At 44.3% G+C, this 20,864-nt stretch carries 25 protein-coding genes and 1 riboswitch; of the genes, 17 read left to right on the forward strand and 8 right to left on the reverse strand.

Features of this window, described 5'->3' with window-relative positions; translation table 11 throughout:
- The first annotated feature begins 82 nt into the window (after nucleotides 1-82).
- Nucleotides 83-616 (forward strand): signal peptidase I, encoded by a 534-nt coding sequence (gene lepB, locus FQV28_RS00110; protein WP_186763740.1) that lies wholly within the window; start codon nucleotides 83-85, stop codon nucleotides 614-616.
- Nucleotides 617-1,058: 442 nt separating this feature from the next.
- On the opposite strand, the gene FQV28_RS00115 is transcribed toward lepB, so the two are convergent.
- The gene (locus tag FQV28_RS00115; protein WP_146493564.1) at nucleotides 1,059-2,222 is read right to left on the reverse strand and encodes a pyridoxal phosphate-dependent aminotransferase; all 1,164 of its coding nucleotides are present in this window, start codon (nucleotides 2,220-2,222) and stop codon (nucleotides 1,059-1,061) included.
- An 87-nt stretch (nucleotides 2,223-2,309) separates the two neighbouring features.
- On the opposite strand from FQV28_RS00115, the gene FQV28_RS00120 reads away from it, so the two are divergent.
- From FQV28_RS00120 to FQV28_RS00130, 3 genes are all read left to right on the forward strand, one after another.
- On the forward strand, nucleotides 2,310-3,107 hold the full coding sequence (locus tag FQV28_RS00120; protein ID WP_146493565.1) for a carbon-nitrogen family hydrolase: 798 nt from the start codon (nucleotides 2,310-2,312) through the stop codon (nucleotides 3,105-3,107).
- A gap of 195 nt (nucleotides 3,108-3,302) precedes the next feature.
- On the forward strand, nucleotides 3,303-4,244 hold the full coding sequence (locus tag FQV28_RS00125; RefSeq protein WP_146493566.1) for a carbohydrate kinase family protein: 942 nt from the start codon (nucleotides 3,303-3,305) through the stop codon (nucleotides 4,242-4,244).
- Nucleotides 4,245-4,275: 31 nt separating this feature from the next.
- Nucleotides 4,276-4,737: an OsmC family protein gene (locus FQV28_RS00130; protein ID WP_146493567.1), complete on the forward strand. Its 462-nt coding sequence runs from the start codon at nucleotides 4,276-4,278 to the stop codon at nucleotides 4,735-4,737.
- 88 nt (nucleotides 4,738-4,825) lie between these two features.
- Here FQV28_RS00130 and FQV28_RS00135 read toward each other — a convergent pair whose 3' ends face one another.
- Nucleotides 4,826-5,518: an oxidoreductase gene (locus FQV28_RS00135; protein ID WP_146493568.1), complete on the reverse strand. Its 693-nt coding sequence runs from the start codon at nucleotides 5,516-5,518 to the stop codon at nucleotides 4,826-4,828.
- A 132-nt stretch (nucleotides 5,519-5,650) separates the two neighbouring features.
- Here FQV28_RS00135 and FQV28_RS00140 point away from each other — a divergent pair, with 132 nt between their 5' ends.
- From FQV28_RS00140 to FQV28_RS00160, 5 genes are all read left to right on the forward strand, one after another.
- The gene (locus FQV28_RS00140) at nucleotides 5,651-6,331 is read left to right on the forward strand and encodes a hypothetical protein (RefSeq protein ID WP_146493569.1); all 681 of its coding nucleotides are present in this window, start codon (nucleotides 5,651-5,653) and stop codon (nucleotides 6,329-6,331) included.
- Between the two features lie 74 nt (nucleotides 6,332-6,405).
- Entirely contained in the window at nucleotides 6,406-8,514 is a 2,109-nt protein-coding gene (locus tag FQV28_RS00145; RefSeq protein WP_146493570.1) for a type IA DNA topoisomerase, read from the forward strand.
- A gap of 120 nt (nucleotides 8,515-8,634) precedes the next feature.
- On the forward strand, nucleotides 8,635-8,844 hold the full coding sequence (locus FQV28_RS00150; protein WP_146493571.1) for a heavy-metal-associated domain-containing protein: 210 nt from the start codon (nucleotides 8,635-8,637) through the stop codon (nucleotides 8,842-8,844).
- 236 nt (nucleotides 8,845-9,080) lie between these two features.
- A complete protein-coding gene (locus FQV28_RS00155) occupies nucleotides 9,081-9,275 on the forward strand; it encodes a hypothetical protein (protein ID WP_146493572.1) in 195 nt (64 codons plus the stop codon).
- 33 nt (nucleotides 9,276-9,308) lie between these two features.
- Nucleotides 9,309-9,707 carry a DUF1259 domain-containing protein gene (locus FQV28_RS00160; RefSeq protein ID WP_146493573.1) on the forward strand — a complete coding sequence of 133 codons (399 nt, stop codon included), beginning with the start codon at nucleotides 9,309-9,311 and terminating at the stop codon, nucleotides 9,705-9,707.
- A gap of 45 nt (nucleotides 9,708-9,752) precedes the next feature.
- On the opposite strand, the gene FQV28_RS00165 is transcribed toward FQV28_RS00160, so the two are convergent.
- The 3 genes from FQV28_RS00165 to FQV28_RS19390 form a co-directional block, all read right to left on the reverse strand.
- Nucleotides 9,753-10,451, reverse strand: a complete 699-nt coding sequence (locus tag FQV28_RS00165) for a Na-translocating system protein MpsC family protein (protein WP_146493574.1) — start codon at nucleotides 10,449-10,451, stop codon at nucleotides 9,753-9,755.
- 480 nt (nucleotides 10,452-10,931) lie between these two features.
- Complete coding sequence (locus tag FQV28_RS00170; protein WP_255472738.1) at nucleotides 10,932-11,480, reverse strand: hypothetical protein; 549 nt, start codon at nucleotides 11,478-11,480, stop codon at nucleotides 10,932-10,934.
- A 20-nt stretch (nucleotides 11,481-11,500) separates the two neighbouring features.
- Complete coding sequence (locus FQV28_RS19390; protein WP_255472739.1) at nucleotides 11,501-11,641, reverse strand: Na-translocating system protein MpsC family protein; 141 nt, start codon at nucleotides 11,639-11,641, stop codon at nucleotides 11,501-11,503.
- Nucleotides 11,642-11,855: 214 nt separating this feature from the next.
- On the opposite strand from FQV28_RS19390, the gene FQV28_RS00175 reads away from it, so the two are divergent.
- Together FQV28_RS00175 and FQV28_RS00180 are read left to right on the forward strand one after the other, a co-directional pair.
- Nucleotides 11,856-12,362, forward strand: a complete 507-nt coding sequence (locus FQV28_RS00175; RefSeq protein ID WP_146493575.1) for a DUF2243 domain-containing protein — start codon at nucleotides 11,856-11,858, stop codon at nucleotides 12,360-12,362.
- Between the two features lie 7 nt (nucleotides 12,363-12,369).
- The gene (locus tag FQV28_RS00180; protein WP_146493576.1) at nucleotides 12,370-13,161 is read left to right on the forward strand and encodes a cytochrome c oxidase assembly protein; all 792 of its coding nucleotides are present in this window, start codon (nucleotides 12,370-12,372) and stop codon (nucleotides 13,159-13,161) included.
- Between the two features lie 48 nt (nucleotides 13,162-13,209).
- Here the strand turns inward: FQV28_RS00180 and FQV28_RS00185 are convergent, their stop codons facing one another.
- Together FQV28_RS00185 and dacB are read right to left on the reverse strand one after the other, a co-directional pair.
- Nucleotides 13,210-13,791 carry a protein-L-isoaspartate(D-aspartate) O-methyltransferase gene (locus tag FQV28_RS00185; RefSeq protein ID WP_146493577.1) on the reverse strand — a complete coding sequence of 194 codons (582 nt, stop codon included), beginning with the start codon at nucleotides 13,789-13,791 and terminating at the stop codon, nucleotides 13,210-13,212.
- A 43-nt stretch (nucleotides 13,792-13,834) separates the two neighbouring features.
- Entirely contained in the window at nucleotides 13,835-15,274 is a 1,440-nt protein-coding gene (dacB, locus tag FQV28_RS00190) for a D-alanyl-D-alanine carboxypeptidase/D-alanyl-D-alanine endopeptidase (protein WP_146493578.1), read from the reverse strand.
- A 177-nt stretch (nucleotides 15,275-15,451) separates the two neighbouring features.
- On the opposite strand from dacB, the gene FQV28_RS00195 reads away from it, so the two are divergent.
- The 6 genes from FQV28_RS00195 to FQV28_RS00220 all read left to right on the forward strand — a co-directional run bounded on the left by FQV28_RS00195 (nucleotide 15,452) and on the right by FQV28_RS00220 (nucleotide 19,278).
- Complete coding sequence (locus FQV28_RS00195) at nucleotides 15,452-16,132, forward strand: peptide-methionine (S)-S-oxide reductase MsrA (protein ID WP_146493579.1); 681 nt, start codon at nucleotides 15,452-15,454, stop codon at nucleotides 16,130-16,132.
- Nucleotides 16,133-16,229: 97 nt separating this feature from the next.
- The gene (locus FQV28_RS00200) at nucleotides 16,230-16,925 is read left to right on the forward strand and encodes an MgtC/SapB family protein (RefSeq protein ID WP_146493580.1); all 696 of its coding nucleotides are present in this window, start codon (nucleotides 16,230-16,232) and stop codon (nucleotides 16,923-16,925) included.
- Between the two features lie 109 nt (nucleotides 16,926-17,034).
- The gene (locus FQV28_RS00205) at nucleotides 17,035-17,421 is read left to right on the forward strand and encodes a VOC family protein (RefSeq protein ID WP_146493581.1); all 387 of its coding nucleotides are present in this window, start codon (nucleotides 17,035-17,037) and stop codon (nucleotides 17,419-17,421) included.
- Between the two features lie 55 nt (nucleotides 17,422-17,476).
- Nucleotides 17,477-18,301 carry a metallophosphoesterase gene (locus FQV28_RS00210; protein WP_146493582.1) on the forward strand — a complete coding sequence of 275 codons (825 nt, stop codon included), beginning with the start codon at nucleotides 17,477-17,479 and terminating at the stop codon, nucleotides 18,299-18,301.
- A gap of 13 nt (nucleotides 18,302-18,314) precedes the next feature.
- Nucleotides 18,315-18,782, forward strand: a complete 468-nt coding sequence (locus FQV28_RS00215; RefSeq protein WP_146493583.1) for an NUDIX hydrolase — start codon at nucleotides 18,315-18,317, stop codon at nucleotides 18,780-18,782.
- A 16-nt stretch (nucleotides 18,783-18,798) separates the two neighbouring features.
- Complete coding sequence (locus FQV28_RS00220; RefSeq protein ID WP_146493584.1) at nucleotides 18,799-19,278, forward strand: GNAT family N-acetyltransferase; 480 nt, start codon at nucleotides 18,799-18,801, stop codon at nucleotides 19,276-19,278.
- A 465-nt stretch (nucleotides 19,279-19,743) separates the two neighbouring features.
- Here FQV28_RS00220 and FQV28_RS00225 read toward each other — a convergent pair whose 3' ends face one another.
- Entirely contained in the window at nucleotides 19,744-20,067 is a 324-nt protein-coding gene (locus tag FQV28_RS00225) for a CHY zinc finger protein (protein WP_146493585.1), read from the reverse strand.
- 85 nt (nucleotides 20,068-20,152) lie between these two features.
- A riboswitch (FMN riboswitch) is annotated at nucleotides 20,153-20,445 on the forward strand.
- Nucleotides 20,446-20,864 lie beyond the last annotated feature (419 nt).

The raw sequence follows: 20,864 nt of genomic DNA on the forward strand, positions 1-20,864 counted from the left end.
TAAAGCTTGAAGTGCAAGCTTGAAAAAGCTGTAGTAACATAGGTGAAAAGAAAGTTATTAAGTTAGAAAGGGGGGCTTTCCTTTGTACGGGAATCCGGTAAATTTGTTGATCTCTTGGATGAAAGTCATATTTCTGACGGCTTTGATTGTCGTCGCCACCAGGCAATTTTTGTTTGAACCGGTAGCGGTGCACGGCCATTCGATGATGCCGACGATTGAGGAAAATGATAAAGTGATTCTGACTAAAATTAGCAGCGTCACCAACTTCGATTTGATTGTTTTTGTAGCGCCAAACGGAAAAAATCTCATTAAGCGCGTGATTGGTACTCCCGGAGACCGCGTAAAAATGGAAAACGACCAATTGTTCCTTAATGGCGAACCGGTAGAGGAGCCATACTTAAAGGAAAACATAAAGTTGGCGAAGCAAAAAGGCTATTTGCGGCTAACGGAAGATTTCCCGGAGTTCAAAGTTCCTTCCGGTTCTTATTACGTACTTGGAGATAACCGCTTGAACAGCGTGGATTCTCGGGTCTTTGGCTATATATTGGAAACGTCAGTGGTCGGTGAAGCAAAATTCCGCATTGCTCCAACAAAGCATTTTGGAGTAATATATTAACCCCAGTAAAATATAATGCTTTTTTACGTTAAAAAAGCTGCCTTTCTTTTGAAAGGCAGCTTTGCAGAGTGCTGAAAAACACAGGTTATTGTTAATGATATAGCACTTGCTATTCCGACAACCAGCTCCGCTTTCCGCGGGCTCGCGCCGAACGGACTCGGGACTGGCGCCCGAGTTAGTTCGGCCCTTCGCTATCCCGCTGGAGTCTCCGCTGGTTGGCTCCATAGCTAGAGGAGAAGTTAACTAGAAGAGATCGGCAGCATGTCACCACGGGTTTAATGCCTTCTTCCAGTCATGTGAATTCTAACGCACTAAGTAAATTCACTCGGTAGAATGGAGCGGAAAGCGTCCGGCTGGAGCGCAATGAAAGGGCTAGCTAACTTTTTCAACAGCCTGAAAGCTGCCTTTCTTTTGAAAGGCAGCTCTAATAAATGGATTTGAATTAAAACAAATCTAGTTTTTCAATGCGTTGAATTGCTTCAGCAATCCGAAACTCGTCTACAAGCAGACCGACACGGACATATCCTTCGCCGCCGGCACCGAAGCCGCTTCCCGCAGCAACAGAAATATCGGCATGATCCATCAAGTAGTTGCTGAACTCGACACTGGTAAAGCCTTTCGGGATGGGCAGCCAAGCAAAAAATGAACCTTTGGGCGCTTCGATTTCCCAGCCGATGCGTGCACATTCAGCTGCCAGTACTTCCCGGCGTTTTTCATAAGTTTTAACCAGTTCATCGACGCATTGTTGATCGCCTGACAAAGCTGCTGCCGCTGCTACTTGGAGGGCAGGGGACAGCCCGGCAAACAAATGGTCCTGGATCAGATTCAAAGATTCGATCATCTTGGCATTGCCGACAGCGAAACCGATTCGCCATCCTGCCATGTTGTATGTTTTAGACAAAGTATACATTTCAATGCCGACTTCTTTTGCTCCTTCTGTCTGAAGAAAGCTAGGTGGTTTTTGGCCATCAAAACCAATGGCTCCATAAGCAAAATCGTGTACCACCCCAATGCCATTCTGCTTTGCAAACTCAGCTGTTTCATCAAAAAATCCTTTAGTGGCCACTCCGCCAGTCGGATTGTTTGGGTAATTCAAATACATCAGTTTTGCCCGCTGCAAAACTGTTTCCTCGAGTTCCGTGTAATCAGGAAGGAAGCCATTAGAAGCTTTGAGCGGCATCAAAGAAAATTCGACATCCGCCAATGGGGCGCCGGATAAATAATCGGGATATCCGGGATCCGGCAATAACAGCAAGTCACTCGGATTTATTAAAGCGAGAGGCAGTTCTACCAGTCCTATTTTTGTCCCTGCAAGTACGGCGACTTCCGTATCGGGATCAATCTCAACAGCATATTCGCGTTTATAAAAATCAGCGGCAGCTTGCCGCAATTCGGGAATGCCCCGAAAAGGCGAATATTTATGGTTTTTCGGATCAGCCACCGCTTCTTGCATGGCTTTCACAATATGAGAAGGTGTCGGTTGGTCTGGATTCCCTTGGCCTAGGTTAATAATGTCACGGCCTTCCGCTATGGCATTGTTTGTTTTGGAGGCAAGAGAAGCAAAAAATTGATTGGGTAATTGTTGTAGCCGTCTTGAAAATTCCATTCGAATGTCCCTCATTTTCTAAATAATTGCACATCTACTCCAAATCTTATAGAGTTTAAAGTAAATTGTCTACTGGAGGAAACATATATGAAACTTGCATGTATCCAACTTGATATTGCGTTTGGAGAACCGGAAACGAATTTTAATCGTGTGGCGGAAAAAATGGCTGAGGCAAAAGACAACGGGGCGGACGTTATCATCTTGCCTGAAATGTGGAATACTGGATATGCATTAACCAAATTGGAGGCATTGGCAGACGGCGAGGGACAGGCAAAAGCATTTATTGCCGATTTCGCCAAAAAGCATCAAGTGCATGTGGTGGGCGGTTCGGTATCCACCCGTAAAAACGGTGCTTTCTATAATACAATGCACATTGCCGATAAAAACGGCGAAGCTGTCGGGGAATACGATAAAGCTCATCTTTTCGGGTTGATGGACGAACATGTTTACCTCAATGCAGGTGATTCTCTTAATCTTTTTGATTTGGACGGTGTGACATGCGGCGGAGTTATCTGTTATGATATCCGTTTTCCGGAATGGATCCGTACCCATGCATTGAACGGTGCCAAGATCATGTTTGTGCCGGCGGAATGGCCGGCATCGCGAATCGACCATTGGCGTGTATTGCTGCAAGCCCGGGCGATTGAAAACCAATGTTTTATTGTGGCGGTCAATCGTGCCGGAAGCGATCCGAAAAACGAATTTGGCGGAAACTCGATGGTCATTGCTCCGTGGGGAGAAATCCGCATGCAATTAGGCACAGAAGAAACGATTGGTTATGCTGAAATCGATTTGAGGGAAGTAGATGAAGTGCGCGGCCGGATTCCAGTATTTGACGACCGCCGGGAAATGCTTTATGAAAAAGCAGCTAAAGCGGACCAATAATCTTAAATAAAAGCAAAATTGCCTTCCCGAATGTTTTTCTTTTATCGTATGATAAAGAGGCTGTTTTTAATCGTGCTCGTTCCAGTTTTACTTTAGCGAGTCTAAATGGCTTTTATGATAGAATTATACGAAACGAGTAAAAAAAGATCTTTTGAAGCGCACTCGAAAGTGGGCTGAAAGAGTGGAGGCAAACAAATGACCAATTCAAAGCACGTCCTTACGTATGGAGATGCTTTTGTTGACTATATAGCAAACAATACGAACAATGATTCATTTACACGCCACCTTGGAGGTGCGACGGTGAACGTTGCAGCAGGCGTCAGCCGCTTAGGGGTGCCTTCTGCATTCATAACCGTAACAGGAGACGATGAAACATCTGAGTTTGTCCGCGGTGAACTTGAAAAAGAAAACGTAATTCTCAGTCCATCCATCATTGTACCGGATAAGCGGGTGAGCGGTGTCTTTATTCATTTAACTCCTGATTATGACCGGATTTTTGCAGAATACGTCAACGAGACGCCGGATATTCAAGTGACATCAGAAGATCTCCAGATAGAAGCGTTTGAACAGGCCAGTGTTTTTCATATTTGTTCTGGTACGATGTTCCATCCACAAGCGCTAAAAACAACAGAGAAAGCGGTAGAACTGGCAAAGGCAAACGGAGTGATCTGTTCATTTGATGCCAACATCCGCCCGCTTCGTTGGGATAGCGAGCAGCGCAGCCGGGATACAGCCTGCAAATTCCTGCGTACGACCGATGTGTTGAAAGTGACAACAGACGAACTGGCATTTTTGATGGAAACCGACTCGATGGAAGAAGGCATTACGCGTCTCACGGAATTTAACATCCCGCTTGTTTTCTTGACAGATGGCAAAAACGGTACTTTTGCTTTGTTTGAGGGAGAAGTTTTCCATGTTCCGGTTATACCGGTACAACCGGTTGATACGACTGGGGCTGGTGATGCATTTGTAGCCGGCACCATTCGCCATATCCACTTGAATGGCATGCCAAAAACCAAGCAGGAAGTGATTGAATGCGCTTCGTTTTCCAATAAACTTGGAGCGCTATGTGCGACAAAAGCAGGTGCGCTTACTGCGATGCCTAGAATAGAAGAATTGGAACGGCTGTACCGCTGAAGAAAAGAATGACGATAGGAGAGAGATTATAGTGGCAAAACACAGTTTTCATTTACAAGCAAATTGGCCAGGTCTCCGCAATGATGTCGGGGACATTGAAACAGGCAATTTAAAAACAAAAATTTCGATTCCGCCGGAAATGGATGGACCGGGAGTCGGGACTAATCCTGATGAAATGTTGCTCGGCGCTGCCGCAACATGCTATATCATTACGCTTGCAGCCATGATGGAGCGCAGCAAGTTGGAGAAAGAGTCATTAACAATGGAATCAGAGGGCATCGTCGATGTAACGAACGGTGTCATCACGTATGAGCGCATCATTCATAGACCCAGCATTGTGCTGAAAGCCGATGCTTCAGAACGCGATTTTTCTTTAGCGCAGAAGCTTGCGGAAAAAGCAGAGTCTTCGTGCATGATTAGCCGCGCAATTAAAGGCAATGTTGAGATTGAACTGCAGGCAAATATTAACGCTGCAGAAAATGCCAATCATTGACTGCCTAACCAAGACAGCTGCAGTTTGCAGCTTCCAAAATAAGCAGTAGGATTTCCAGAATAAAAAGATGAGGCCGGATTCTGTGGCCTCATCTTTTTATTTCTTGTAAAGGTTGCTGGCTGATTTTCTTGATTTGGTCTGAAGGATACGTGAAAATGCCGGATTGATTTGTCTGAGCCGCTGCATACATAGCGTTGGCTACGCTTCTTGCGCTTACCGGTTTGTATTTCTGCAACGGGCCGGTAAGGAAAAGGCTAAAAATCGGACTTAAGGCAGTTGCTGTCTTTTCGCCCAAACGAAATTCCTGCCGATTGCCAAGCAACAGTGAGGGCTGAAAAATATGAAGAGCTGGCAGGTCAAGCTTTTTCAGCTGTACTTCAAGTTCTCCTTTTGTTTTGCTGTAAAATACTTTTGATGCGGCATCTGCTCCAAGGGCGGAAACGATAAGGAAGTTTTTCACGCCGTGGACGCTTGCCATATTAGCAAGCCTAACCGGGTATTCGTAATCCACTTTCCGGAAAGCTGCCTGGGAACCGGCTTTTTTTATAGTGGTGCCCAAGCAGCAATAGACGTCATGCACCTTGAAATGAATGGTATAGTTTTCGAGTTCTTCGTAATCTACGATTACTTGTTCTAATTTTGGATGTTTGGCATCCAGAGGTTTTCGGACCATAATTTTTACATGTTCATAAACAGGATTTTCGAGCAGCACGTGCAACAACTCAGTTCCGACCAGCCCACTGGCTCCTGCAAGCAGAGCAGATCTGCTGTTTACTGTCATAGGTTTCTCTCCATTCTTTTTACTGGAACAGTTCATATTTTCTCATTATACTACGGAGTATTTCTTTTTCAGAGGATTTTAAACTTCTGTTTAAGGGAATATGCTCAATATAGGCAAGAATGGGGGAGAAATATGTTAGAAATTCAGTTTATCTTAATTTACTCGTCCATCATATGGCTGGTGATTGAAATTGCTGCCTTGCTTTTTGTCGCAACTGGGCTTAAGAAAAGAATAGCACGGTATCAAGTAATTTCCATGCTGACGGCAACAGGATTCACCACGGATGAGGCCTCATTGATTATTGATCATCCTATTCGCAGAAAAATTAGTGCAGGAGTGATTTTGTTCGGGTATTTTTCATTAGCTGTTATGATTTCTTCGATAGCAACGATTTTATCCAACGACTTGCGGATTAATTGGATGCTGGCTGGCATCGGCTCTTTATTTGTAGTTTTTCTAATTTTACGGAACAAACGGGTGCATCAATTTTTAACTGATAAATTTGAACATGAAATGGATGAAGAGTACGATCTTGAAGATTGGCCTCTTAAAACGGCATTATCGTTGCAAGACAAGGATATGGTGGCACTTGTAGACATTAAGGAAGATTCGAAATATATAGGGCTGCCGTCCCATCGGCTTATTATGGAAGATGCCGACCTCCATTTGCTGTTTATTCGACGGGGCGATAAAATTTTAAGGAAGTCTTTATTTGAAGTAGAACTGCAAGCCGGGGATAAAGTTATGATTTTCGGCGAAAGAGACCACATTAAGAAAGATTTCGGGGATATGTTGTCCGAGAGCGGAATATAGCCGGTTAAATTCCTTTGCTTCTCTTTTGGAAAGAGTACAATAAAAGAAAGGATAAGCGTGAAAGGACGAAAAATATGAAACCAGTAATTGTGGCCGAAAAACCAAGCCAGGCAAAAGCATATGCCGACGCCTTTAAAACAACAAAGCGCGACGGATATATAGAAATTGCTCCTAACGCGATTTTTCCGGAAGGAGCCTATATCACCTGGGGGATTGGCCATCTTGTAGAATTGAAGGAACCAAAAGCTTATGATCCCAAATGGGCCAAGTGGTCGCTTGCCGCACTGCCGATTTTGCCGGCGTCTTACCAATTTCAAGTGGCACGGGGCAAAGCCCAGCAATTTGGCGTTATTAAGAAACTCATCAAACAAACCGATACCGTTATCAATGCTTGCGACGTTGACCGGGAAGGGTCCAATATTTTTTACAGCATTTATAACCAGACAGGAGCAAAAGGGAAGACGATCAAGCGGCTGTGGATTAACTCGCTTGAAGTGGATGAAGTGCGAAAAGGATTTCAGGAGCTGCGCGATAATCGGCAGGATCTCTTATTGTACGAAGAAGCGAAGGCCAGGCAGATCAGTGACTGGCTGGTCGGCATGAATGGCTCGCGTTTGTATTCGCTTTTGCTTCAGGCTAAAGGCATCCGGGAAGTGTTTGCCATCGGCCGTGTGCAGACACCGACGGTCTTTTTGATTTACCAGCGTGAAAAAGAAATTGAAGCGTTTGTGCCGGAACCGTTTTATGAAATTGAAGGAATGTTCAATGCGGAAAAGGGCCGTTATAAAGGCAAGGCGAAATTAAAATCGAAAGAGCGGAAAGAAGCGGAAGAGCTATTAGCGAAACATGGAATTTCCGGCAAAGCGGAAGGCACGGTCACTTCGGTGAAAACAACTGAAAAGAGGACGCCTCCTCCTCAACTCCATTCACTGTCAACCTTACAGGCAGCAGCAAACCGGAAATGGAAATACAGCCCGTCTAAAGTGTTGTCAGTTATGCAGGGCCTGTATGAAAAAAAGCTTGTCAGCTACCCAAGAACCGATGCGCAGCATATTACGACAAGCGAGTTCGCGTATTTGGCGAACCAAGTGGAAGCGTACCAGCAATTGATTGGCACTTCTTTTCCGATTGCTTCAAAAGCGCCGAAAAAGCGTTTTGTCGACAATGCGAAAGTGCAGGAGCATTACGCCATCATCCCGACGAAAACCTTGCCGACAGCCAGGAAACTTGAGGGCTTGGCCCGTGATGAACGCAATTTGTATGAAGAAGTACTGCGCACTACACTAGCGATGTTCCACCGGGATTACCGCTATGCGGAAACGAAAGTGACAACCAATGTGAACGGCCTGGACTTTTTCACAACCGGCAAGACAGAGCTTGAACAAGGCTGGAGAGAATTGTTCCCGGCTGCCCGTGATGCCAAGCAGGAGCCCGCGCTTCCGGAACTTCGGGAGCAAGAACTGGTGAAAAGTGAAATCGCGGTTAAAGAAGGCATGACGACGCCTCCGAAACCGTATACGGAAGGCCAACTGATCGCTATGATGAAAACTTGCGGGAAGTTCGTGGATGATGTGGAAGATACCGAGATCCTAAAAGAAATTGAAGGGCTCGGCACCGAAGCGACCCGGAGCGGCATTATCGAGACGATCAAACGGCATGAATATATCACTGTAAACAAAAACATTGTCTCCATCACCGACAAAGGACGGATTCTATGCCAGGCTATTGAAGGAAACTTGTTGTCCAGTCCCTCGATGACTGCAAAATGGGAGACGTATTTGAAAAAAATCGGCAACGGGGAAGGCTCATCAGAAGTATTTCTAACGACCATTGGAAAGTTTATCCAAAAATTATTGGATGAAGTTCCAGCCCAAATGCAGAAGAACGGCTTGCCTGAAAAAATGGCGATGCCAGAATCGAAAGAAGAAATTGCACTTTGTCCCGCATGCAAAAAAGGTATGATTATCTCGACCAAAGGGTATTATAGCTGCACAGAATACGCCAATGGCTGCAAGCAGTCATTTCCGGCTGTCTTCTTGAAAAAGCGGCTGACCGCCAAACAAATCGAATACTTGTGTACGAAAGGGAAGACACCGGTCTTAAAAGGCTTTGTCTCAAAGAATGGCAAGAAATTTAATGCCAAGCTACTGCTTGAAGACGGAAAATTGAAGATGGAATTTTAATTATGGTGATAAGCAGTGGAGATTTTCTATCTCCGCTGCTTATTTAATAGAACAAAATCCTTTTATTCCTTATCGTTTCAGGGTATAGAAAAGAAAGTGAATGTGAAAGGGTGATATTTGATGGAAACGATGACGATTTATGTAAAAGAAGCGACAGAAGAAAAGCCGCTGCAATCGCTGGAGTCTTTTTTGCTTGAAATGGAAGAAGTGGAGCGGGCTTTAGTGGATATCAATGAAGGGGAAGTTGCCATTACTTATGATTCGTCTCAAATATCGGCGGACCAGCTGACAAAGCGCATTCAATTGGAAGGTTTTCATCTTGTTAATTAAAATAGGTACATATTCCTTTACTTCGTTAACCGAAACAAGTATGCTGAAAGTACTTGGAAAACAATAGGGTTTCCAATTTGATGATTATTTGCTTATCCGTATGATCCCTTATTGTGAATATATATTGGTTCAATGTTGCAGACAATAGAGCTGCCTACAAAGCCGAAAAGAAGTTCTCGTATTAAGAGAGCTCTTTTCGGCTTTTTTTTATGAAAAAAGGAGGAAGATATGTTTTTATGAATTATTTTGTCGACCATAAGAAAAAGCGGATCCACCAAAAGCTTTATGCCGGGGACCGTTGCGGTTTTACAGAAACTCCAGTGGAGAAGCGGGAGTTTACGGATTCGATCGACTATATTGAACGGTTGGTGACTCATAAGCTGTACGTGAAATGTGCACACTGCCGCTCTATCCAAACGGTTATTAAATGATGGCTCTGCGGTCAAGTGGAAGGGTGGAGAAATATGAAGGATTTGGAACAAGTAGCTGAAAAAGTAGGAATGCTATTAGGCGCTGAAATAGAGATATCTGCAGGGAAATGCACCGTTAACAAAAAACGGACGCTTGGAATTGAGGCTGAAGCTGTTTTTTTTAACTGCACGCTGGAACTTGATATTTCTTTCGAGCGCTATCAGGAAAACGGCCTTGCATTGAATAAAGCGGAAATTTTTCTGCTGCCGGAAGAATGCCAGACCTTTAAGGTGGCGCTGCTTCAGTATGAATTGCCGCTGCCGAGTATTTATCGGCAATGGCAAATCGCCAATCCAAATATTGTGAGTATGTATTTAGAGTCTGTTGAACCGCCTGTGGATTTTGCTGGACGTCTTTCAAACGCGTTTCTGGCGATCAATCAAGCAGGTTAAAAATGCCTGCCATAGTTGGCAGGCATTTTCTGCTTTTATACTCTGTCACTTTTTCTCAGGCTCAAGCACGAAAACTGTATAGGCTTTATCTGTATCAAAATTCCACTCTACGAAAGTTTCGATGATGGCTCTCTTGAGAACGGCCTCCAGTTGTACTTCCCCGAACACTTTCCGTTCTAATGGACGTTTTGCAATTTTTAATTCTTCGCTGAACCCGTTTTTGATCAATTCTTTCTCGACCGCGACTAAAATTTCTGTGCGCTTAGCCAGGATTGTTCTGTCATTCAGCCAATAAATCTCCGTACTTCCAGGTTTTTTCTGTGCTTTGACGCTCGCTTTGTTCAATTCTTCTTTAAAGGCTTTTTCATCAAAATTTGCCGGCCGGTCAAAAGATTCAAGATTTGCATCTTCATTCAAAACCACGATAATCATTCCGCTTTCATTGGTGAGGTTCCAGTCAGCATAAACTTCTTTGACGTCGAATTCACCTATTTTCCACAATGCAAGCTTTATTTCTGAAACCAGGTCTTTCATCAATAAATCTCTTATTTTCAATATTCGGTTTGGTTCGTTTTGTTTTAAGAGGACTTTTTCGGTAGGCGTCAAAAAGCCGCGGAGATGGATGGTGATGAAAGGCCGTGCAAAAGCGACATATACTGAAGTTGGGCCTTTGCCGAAGTGGTCACGGATTAAGGTGGACATAAAAGATCCGATTTCTGAATGAATTGTTTTTTCCTTAGGCATATGCATTCCGCTCCTTTTTTTTCAAAAGAACTTGCGATTAAATTTGACTATATTATACGGGAGAAGGAGAGATTTACAAAGAATATGCCATTGAAGAGAAAAAAGAAAAATCTTGATCCCTGCTTTTCGCTGCGCTCCAACCGGACGCTTTCGGGCCTTGGGGATAGGTGATGCACCAGGGCGTGGCCTCAGGCGCTTCCTTAGCCTCACACACTTCCGCTCCATGATCATCAACTTTCCTCCTATTTCCCTGTTAACTATGGCGCCAAACCGTGAAGAAATAGACTGTTCTTGTCTCTGTATCGCTGTGCTGACTATGAGACATAAAAAGTGCTGCAAATTCGGCGCAAGACAGGGGCAAGCGCAGCCGTTTTGCAGAATAGCTGCGGCGGCATAAATCCTATCCAACCAATACAAGGAATTTCCCTACATGCTAAAGAAAAGCCCGCTCAGAGCGGGCTTTTCTTCTTAAGATTATATCTAATCTAATGAATCATGCTTTTGAGGCTTTAAAATCAGGACCATATAGCCTTTGTCGTCTTCAAAGTTCCAATCAACAAATGTTTCCATAATTTCTCTTTTTAAAATAGTCTCTAAAGCAGATTGTCGGATTAATCGGTATTCCAAGGGCCTTTTTGCAAGTTTCAATTCTTCAATAAACCCATTTTTAATCAATTCTTTTTCTATTTGCACAAATATTTCCGTCCTTTTAATCAGAAGGGTGCGATTGTTGAGCCAGTAGATTTCTGTAGAGCCTGGTGCTTTTTGGCCTTTTGTACTGAGGTCGATAACTTCATTCTGGAAGTCTTCTTTATCAACGCCTTCTGGCCAAATCTCTAATTCTTCAGCAATGCCTTCTTCCGAAACGGCAATAACAAGCCCTGTTTCGTTCTCGAAATTCCAGTCTGCATAAACCTCTTTTACATTAAAGTCCGACAGTTTTGAAAGACCTAATTTAATATGAGAAATCATGTCTTCCGTAATCAAGTCTCTAATTTTGTAAACATGATTCGTTTCGTTTCTTTTCAATAAAATCTTTTCGGTTGCTGTTAAGCATCCGCGAAGATGAATGGCAATAAAAGGGGGGCGATGCTTACAAAGATGGATGTAGGTCCTTTGCCAAAGTGTTCTCGCATTAAACCCGAAATAAATCCTCCAATTTCAGTTTGAAGCGTTTTTTCTTGGGGCATATAGTTTCGCTCCTCTAAATCGGAAGCGAGCTTCCCTCTTCCGTGTAGGTTCAGTATACGCCCAAAACAAACTAATAGATAGGAAACTCTATTAGAATACTGGAATGTTTGAACTACCTACATGACGGGTATTTTTTACCAAATGATATCAGGAAATTTTAGAATGGGAAAAATACAGGTAATAAAGCAACAGAAAATAAGGGGGGAGGAATTCATGGCCATTACCAATGGCAGCTCAGTAGACCACGCAACAGCAAAAAATCGCGTAGTGTACTCATCGTTCAATTTGTGGTCCGGCTTTTTGTTCGGCCTTGGTTTTGCTGCTTTTGTTGATGAAGCCATTTTTCATCAACTTTTGCATTGGCACCATTTTTATGATCAATCGACAACCAATGCCGGACTTGTTTCTGATGGAATCTTCCATGCATTTAGCTGGTTTGCGACAGTAGCTTCTCTTTTCATGTATGCTAATCTCCGGCGCCGAAAAGGGTTATGGCCGAAAAGGTGGATTGGCGGCGCCTTTTTAGGAACCGGTTCTTTTCAGCTCTATGATGGCCTCATTCAGCATAAAGTGATGAAGCTGCATCAAATCCGTTATGGGGTGGATCTCTTTGTCTACGATCTGGTCTGGAATATTATTGCGCTTATTTTAATGGCGATCGGAATTTATCTGTTGCTACGGACGCGCAAGATATCCAATAAAATAAAAGCGGAGCGGTGAGGAAGGCATGCAACATTCCGAACATGCAGAGAGAATGGCAATCGAGCCTTTGTATTTGATTTTGCTGGGGGCAGGATGGCTGCTATATGTGGGAGCGATTTTTCTATCCAACAAAAAGCGCCGGCCCTGGCCATGGTTTCGCACGGTCTTCTGGAGTGCAGGGATTATCAGCATGGCATTAGTGTTAACCGGCCCTTTAGCAGCTTGGTCACATACGAGCTTTATCGCCCATATGGTGGGTCATTTGCTGCTTGGTATGCTGGCGCCGCTCTTCATGGTCCTTTCTGCACCAATGACTCTCATTCTTAGAGCCTTGAACGTTGATTCTGCAAGGCGTCTGGTGTTTCTTTTGAAAAGCAGGCCCATCTTTTGGCTTAGCCATCCGGTAACCGCTGCAATTCTCAATGTTGGAGGACTATATGTTCTTTATACAACCGATATTTATCTGGCCATGCACCATAATCCGCTCATAGAGCTAGTGGTTCATGCGCATGTTTTTTTTGCCGGTTATTTATTTACAGGAGCAATCATTTATATCGATCCGGTTGCACACCGGTTCAGCTATCTTTACCGTTCCGTCATCTTGATAGCGGCGCTGGCTGGCCATGGCATTTTATCAAAATATATTTATGCTTATCCGCCAACCGGTGTGCCAAGAGGCGAAGCGGAAGCTGGCGGTATGCTGATGTACTATGGAGGCGACGCCATCGATTTAATGCTTATTGTCATCCTGTGTTATCACTGGTATAAAGCGACGCGGCCGCGCTTGCCGGAAATTGGGAGCGAAGGAGCAAACTGAAAGGCCGTCTTCAAGTCTTTTGACTTTGAAGGCCGGCCTCTTTGTGTACTATTCGTATTTCCCTTTTAAGCGGACAAAGACGACTTTGTTCAATACCTTGGAAGAAAGTTCCCCATTGCTGTTTTTTGAGATTAGCTGCAATTCCTGAACCATTGGGCTGCCGACCGGAATTATCATTTTTCCGCCATTCCCTAATTGGTCAATCAGTTCCTTTGGAACTTCTGAAGCGGCGGCGGTTACCATAATTCGATCATAAGGCGCATTCTCCCGCCAGCCCAAGCTGCCATCCGCCAATTGAAAATGGATATTGGCAAAACCGGCTTCCGCTAACCGTTCTTTTGCCCGGACATGTAAAGCTTCAATCCGTTCAACAGTATAAACGGCCATAGAAAATTCAGCCAGCAATGCAGTTTGAAAACCTGAACCAGTCCCGATTTCAAGCACTTTAGAATCGGGCTGCAGATCCAAAGCGATTGTCATTTCCAAAACGAGGGAAGGCTGGGATATCGTTTGCTCATAGCCAATTGGAAGAGCTTCATCCAAACCGGCAAACTCTTTATGGGTGTCCATAAAAAAACTCCGATCCAGCTGCTCGAAATAGGCGGTAATTTCCTTTCTCCGGCTGTTCATGGCAATTCCCCTCTTTCTTCAATAATAGTCGGCTGTTTGTTGCTTAAAAAGTTTGTCGCGACTGAGCGATCGCTTCAACTAAGCGGTCAATGGCCGGGATAGTCGGTGCTGCAAAACCTTGTGTAAGAAAAGCGATTACTAGCCATTCGCCGTCTTTCGTTTTTACATATCCGGAAAGGGAACTGACTCCATTCAATGTTCCAGTTTTCGCGGTCGCATTATTTTTGGCAGATCCAGTTTTGAATCTTTTTCTCAATGTGCCTCCAATAAAACGTTCGGGAGCTCCCGCAACAGGCAACCCGTTCAGAAAATGGGAAAACCATGGCCTAAAACGTACCTTATAGAGCAATTTGGACAATTCAGCAGCCGTGATTTTATTGGTATGGGACATGCCAGAAGCGTCTTCAAATAGCCATTGGTCTGTATCCAGGCCAAAGCCTTCAAGAAAGCTGCGCATAACCCGAAGACCCGAGTTCCAGCTGCCGTCTCCATAGACCGCTTTCCCCATTTCTTTCGCCAACATTTCAGCGTGTGAATTGTTACTGAGTTTCATGAACGGCACAAGCAATTTTTTGAGCGTCATGGATTCATGGGACAGCAGTAAAGTGGCGGCAGGAGGAACTTTGCCGGCAAGGATTTTCGAGGTTTCAGAAAACGCAATGCCGCGTTCAGCCAAAGCAAGCTGGAAATTAAATAAAGCATATGCGGTCGGATCGGGAACAGAAATCCATTCTTTTGCACCCGCACTTCCGAGCGGCACATTTCCCGTTATGATAATTTTGTTGGTGCCGGTTTCACGTTCGATCAGCAGCGTGTTTGACTCGTTTTTTGGTACGGTTACGGCACGATTGTCCACTTCCATAAACGCGGCGCTGGATGGCAAAATCACTTTTGCAGGCTGCCCGATGCGTGAAGGTTTTGCGTCCACTTTAATGGAACCAGTATCAAAGTCAGCATTGGGCGAAAGATTTAATGCTGAGATGCGGGCTGCATAATAATAAGACTCATCTTCTTGCGAAATACCGGGCGACAAGCGATCAGCATCAAACCAAGTATCATCTCCGATAAGGTTCCCTGATATTTCTTTCACTCCACGTTTTGCCAAAGCCGCCGCAAAATTATCCAAGTTTGATTTTCTTAAGGTCGGATCGCCTTGTCCGCGTAGATAGAGGTTGCCATGCAGAATGCCTTTTTCAATAGCGCCGTCCATGAAAACAGCGGTAGAAAAACGATGATTTTCCCCAAGTACTTCCAAAGCTGCTGCAGCAGTTAAGATTTTTAAGGAAGAAGCGGGAGTTATGCCGTCTTCTTCATTTTTCCCATAAAGAAGGTCCCCGGTTTCAGCATGCCGGATAGCTAGGCTGCAAGCCGCATCGGCAAGGCGGCTGCCTTGTATGATTCCAGTTATCGCCTGGTGTAAAGAACTATAGCTGCAGGCATTGGAAGTGGTATTGATTGCATCTGTTTTAGTTGTGGTTTCCATCCAAAATCAGTCCCGTCTTTATTTATCGGAAGAGCCATGAATCGTAATCATTCTTGGTATTAATATTACCATTAAACTGTCAGAAAATATTGCCTTTTCTATTTGCATCTTAGAGTTTTATGGGGTTTCAAGTTAGATTTATAATGGATGCAGTAGCAGGCAGAGGAGTGTACGCAGATGGAACAAGATCGAGTTGACATTCAAGCAATTGAACATGGATTTGAAAATAGTATGTCTTCATATGAGAGAGCGACGTTGGGTATGGGGTGTTTTTGGGGGCCGGAAGCCCGTTTCGGCAGCTTGCCGGGGGTCATACGGACGCGTGTGGGTTTTGCTGGAGGCACTGCTCCAAATCCCACTTACCGAAACCTGGGAGACCATACAGAAACAGTGGAAATTGATTTTAATCCGGAAGTTTTAAATTTTGAAGATGTACTCCTGCATTTTTGGAAAAATCATTATCCAAACCGAGATAACTATAAAGGGCGGCAATATATATCGTTGCTGCGTTATCACAGCGGCGAGCAAAAAGAAGCGATTGACAAGGTTAAAGCAGGGATGGAAAAAGAATTAGGTGAAGCAATTGAAACGGATATAGCTCCGTTCAACGGCTTCACCCTTGCGGAAGAACGCCATCAAAAATATTATTTAAAGCGGTATCCAAAAGCTCTGGATCAACTGGAAATTTTGTATCCTTCGCCGGAGCTTCTAGTAGATTCAACTTTTGCCGCTCGGTTGAACGGTTTTGTTAAAGGCTTTGGCAATAGGGAAGCGTTAAAGCTGGAGATAGCCGGCTGGCCGATAAAAGAAGAGCATCGGCAGTACTTGATCGATCTCCTATTTCAATTAAAATGGTGAAGATTCATACTTTCCAACTCTGGAATCTAAGGAATGTTGACAAAAATTCTGGGTAAACTATAAAGAAGCGTTGAAGATAAATCAGGGGGTAAACAGCATGGGCTTTGTACCGGAAGATTATATCGATATCATTGTTCGCTTGCTGTTGACTGCATTATTGAGCGGATTAATCGGAATAGAACGAGAGTCTAAAAAGCAGGCTGCGGGACTTCGGACACACGTTCTTGTGGGGACCGGTTCTTGTCTGATGATGATTTTATCAGTGACAGGGTTTGATCCATTTTTAAATATGGACAATGATGCAATCCGATTTGATCCAGGCCGTATCCCGTCTTATGTTATAAGCGGAATTGGTTTTTTGGGGGCTGGAACAATCATCGTCCAAAGAGGCTCGGTAAAAGGGCTGACGACTGCGGCATCTATTTGGGTAGCTGCGGGCATTGGTTTAGTTGTTGGCATCGATATGTATTTTGTTGCAATTTTAACTACATTGATTGTGCTTGTAACGCTGCATGTGCTAGAGAAGCTTGAGCGAAAATTCTTAGTGATCGGCAACCATAAAGTAGTCATTGTAATTGCGGAAGATCAGAAAGACAGTTTTGCAACCATCAGCAAAATTTTTGAGGAATGCCAAATTGAAATTTTGGAGTTTGAAATTGACAATGAAGAAGTTTACACTGAAAAAAATAAATCAAAATTTATTTTTACGGTAAAAGGTGGAAATGTCCAAAAGGAAACAGAATTGGTCAAAAGCCTATGGAACTTCAACGCCGTTTGTAAAGTCATTATTTAAACACGTCCAAACTTTACCAGTGCAAGTCCAATAGTTGTATCGGGAAGGGGCAGCTTTGCTGCCCGCTTCTTTTTTGTTCAATTCTGTTAGAATGAAGGAGTTGATGAATTTGTTGCACCATGTCGAAATAAATGCCTCAAATCTTCCTGCAACGAGAGAGTTTTACGATGATTTGCTTCCGGATTTGGGTTACGAATTATACCAAGAGTGGCCACGGGGATTTAGCTATAAACACTCATCCACCTATCTTGTGTTTGTGCAGACAGAAAATGAATTTCTGCACAATGGCTATAACCGCAAGGCAACAGGTTTAAATCATCTGGCGTTCCATGCGAAATCTCGCCAGCAGGTTGATGAATTAACTGGGAAAATGAGAAGGAAATGTGTAAAGGTGTTGTACGAAGACCGCCATCCTTTTGCCGGTGGCAGCCATTACTATGCCCTTTTTATAGAAGGGCCGGACCGTTTGAAAATAGAAATAGTAGCACCGGAATAAGGCATGTGGCGTTGCTGCTATATGAAAAGTACTTTTACGGAACAGGAGAAGCTATATGAAAAAATTGACAATCCTGCTTGCGCTTGTTTTATTTGCGTGGGGATTTGTATGGGTGAACAATAAGTGGGTTCAAACCACTGAATATACGGTAGCTTCAGAAAAGCTGCCCGAAGCGTTTGAAGGAACGAAAATCGTCCAAATTTCAGATTTGCACAATGCCACCTTCGGCAAAAACCAATCTTCCCTTATTAAAAAAGTTAAGGCTGCTGAACCGGATGCCATTTTTTTGACAGGCGATTTAGTCGACAGCAACCGCTACGATTTGGGAAAAAGCCTGACGTTAGTGGATGCTTTGGTGAAAATAAGCGATGTCTATTTTGTTATCGGAAACCACGAAGTAGCAATAAATGAAATTGACCAAATTACGGAAGGTTTAGAAACACGCGGAGTGACTGTTTTGATGAATGAAGCGGCAGTGTGGGAAAAAGATGGTGAAATCATTCAAGTGGCAGGTATTAACGACCCGCTTCTTAATGTTGATATAATGGAAGAAGATTACATACGGCAAGCAATTGATGAAACGGAATTGACGGATGCGTTTACATTGATGTTGTCGCATCGGCCGGAAGTGTTTAATGTTTATGTGGAAGAGTCGATTGATGTTGTTTTCTCCGGGCATGCGCACGGCGGGCAAATCCGGATCCCGGGAATCGGCGGTGTACTGGCTCCAGGGCAAGGATGGTTTCCGGAAATGACCACAGGCGTTTTTAAAAAAGAGGAGACTCAACTAGTGCTGAGCCGGGGATTGGGGAACAGCGGTTTTCCGCTTCGCGTGTTCAATTTGCCTGAAATTGTTGTAGTCACCTTAGAAAAAGAATAGGATGTGCTGCCAAATGGATGCGACGTTTAAAATGGAAGATACCGTATTTAATTACCGGGTGGCGGGAATTTGGATTGAAAAAGACCACGTCTTGCTCCATAAGCAGGCAAATGATAGTCATTGGGCATTGCCAGGCGGCCGGGCTCGCGTGCTGGAGGACTCAAAATCGTGTTTAATGCGAGAAATGGCAGAAGAGCTGGATGTCGAGGTTGAAGTGACTCAACTGCTTTGGGCAGTTGAAAACTTTTTCACATACGCCGGCAAAAAGTTTCATGAAATTGGATTTTATTATTTGGTCCATGGCGAGGAGAATCCAGCGATTTATCAGAGCGGCTCATTCTTTGGACCCGAAGGTGAGCGATTGGTATACCAGTGGATTCCGCTTTCGGAAATTAGTGAAGTGGCCTTGTATCCGGAATTTCTGCGCGACGCGTTAACAACATTGCCGAAAGTGACACAGCACTTGATCGTTTCTAACTAATAAGGAGACTAGCGATATGATTCATATAAAAGATGTTTCCCTTCATGCTTACACATCAAAAGTTTCAGTCAAATACGATTTGCCTTCTGATCAATTGCAATTTACCGGATTGCCTCAGGACATTATCAAGCGGGACGCTGAAAATCCTTTAAAGCATCTGATCATCATTTTTGCGCGAAATGAGGTAGCGGGATTTTTCGAGCTTGATGAATCAGATGACCGAAAAATTTATACGGACAATCCGAAAGCTTTGCTGCTGCGAGCCTATTCTGTGAACCCGAAATTCCAAGGAAGAGGAATTGCGACAGGGTCAATTTATGCGCTTCCGGAATTCATCAAAAAAGAGTACCCGGCATTCAATGAAGTGGTGTTGGGCGTTAATGCACAAAATAGAGCCGCACAGCATGTGTACGAAAAAGCCGGATTTGAAGACACTGGCCGCCGATTGATGCGTTCAAAAGGTGAACAGATTGTCATGTGCATGCGGATAGAGTAAAAAGAGCGGAAACGCTTGTTTTCCAGCTTGTTGAAAAAGGTAACGTTGTATGAGCAATCATCCATTAGCCGATAGTTCGCCAACCGGCTGCGCTTGCCGCGGGCGAGCGCCAAGCCTCCTCAGCCGCTTCGCGTCTTGCGGGGTCTCGGCTGTCTCGCTATCCCGCAGGCGTCTCCGCCACTTGGCTCCCTATCGGGAGAGCAGGAAACACCACCAGCAAATTAATCCAAACAATCATGAGTATAGAGCATCTCCAAAGCGAATGAAAAGAAGTGACATGCAGCGGAAGGCGGCGACTCCTGCGGGAATGGTGCGAGTCCTGAGACCCCGCAGGGAGCGCCAGCGAGCGAGGAGGCTTAGGCCACACCCCGCGGAAAGCGTCCGCCTGGAGCGCAATGTGAAAAGAACAACAAGAGTTTCTCGACATCCTGAAAAAAGAGCGGAAACGCTCTTTTTTTGTGCTTGTTATTCGAAATACAAGTGCTTATGTAAGCTGCATCCGGGATTAAAAGATGCTGAACAAGCAGGACAACTGGAGGCGCAATTCAAATATTCATTCACCGTCAGCTCGTGGCCGCAAGCGCCGCAAAGAACCGCTTTTTCATCAAACCGTTCTTTCGGCCAAACTGTGCTTTTTCCGCAGCCAACTGCTTTATGGCAGTCGAAGCATGGATAGTAAATGCCGCAACAGTAAAATTTGATGGCAATCCGGTCGATTTCTGAATGATAATGGGCACAGCGGGTTTCCGGGTCGACATCAATGCCTTTCACTAATAACGTATGTGCCATGTGAGGGGCCTCCTTTCATAAAATGCTAAAATGAGGGGAATTCTATTTCTTTTTATGCTACTATGAAGTGGACAATAAATCGAATCAAATTCTTCGGGGCAAGGTGAAATTCCTTACCGGCGGTGAGCAGGAAACTGTAAGTCCGTGACCCGATCCTAGGATCAGCATATGCTTGCGCCTTTTGCTATTTATAATGTCTAGCTCCGGCGCATAGCCCCTCGAGGTCGCTTCGGCCTTGCTGATTACGGCAAAAGACACCGTAATCTTCAAGTCCTCCAGCGCTTGTCGGGGCTAGACATGCGCCTATGCTTTTCAGGATCGGTGGAGCTGGTGTAAATCCGGCACCGACAGTTAAAGTCTGGATGGGAGAAGAAGTTGAAGAGAGATTTGTCATACGCTTTTCTTTTGGGCCTGAAAACTGAAAGAAGAATTTTTTGCGTACAAAAATAAGTGCTCGAAGCACTTTTTTATTATTCATATCGCGCATGGAGCGGCCGTTATCCTCAATGGCCGCCGTATAGCAATCGTTTCGGAAGAAGGGCAACTGTGTTTAATAAGCGTACAGCAATCCTGTCTCCGGGATTTTTAGCGTTGCTGATTTTAGCCGATATCAATTTAGCACCATCACCTATCCTTTATCCACCACCCAACGCCCCTTGGTGGAAAAATTCCTTTTTATAGTTACACCGGCAATGCAGGCACATTAACCGAATTTCTTTCTTGATTTTTGCACAAGGCATTAGTCTATCTATTTGCGATATTCGTCAGCCTGCCCGGAAAGTTTCACCTTTACACCG

Source organism: Planomicrobium sp. CPCC 101079, from assembly GCF_007859275.1.
Taxonomy (GTDB): Bacteria; Bacillota; Bacilli; order Bacillales_A; family Planococcaceae; genus Planococcus.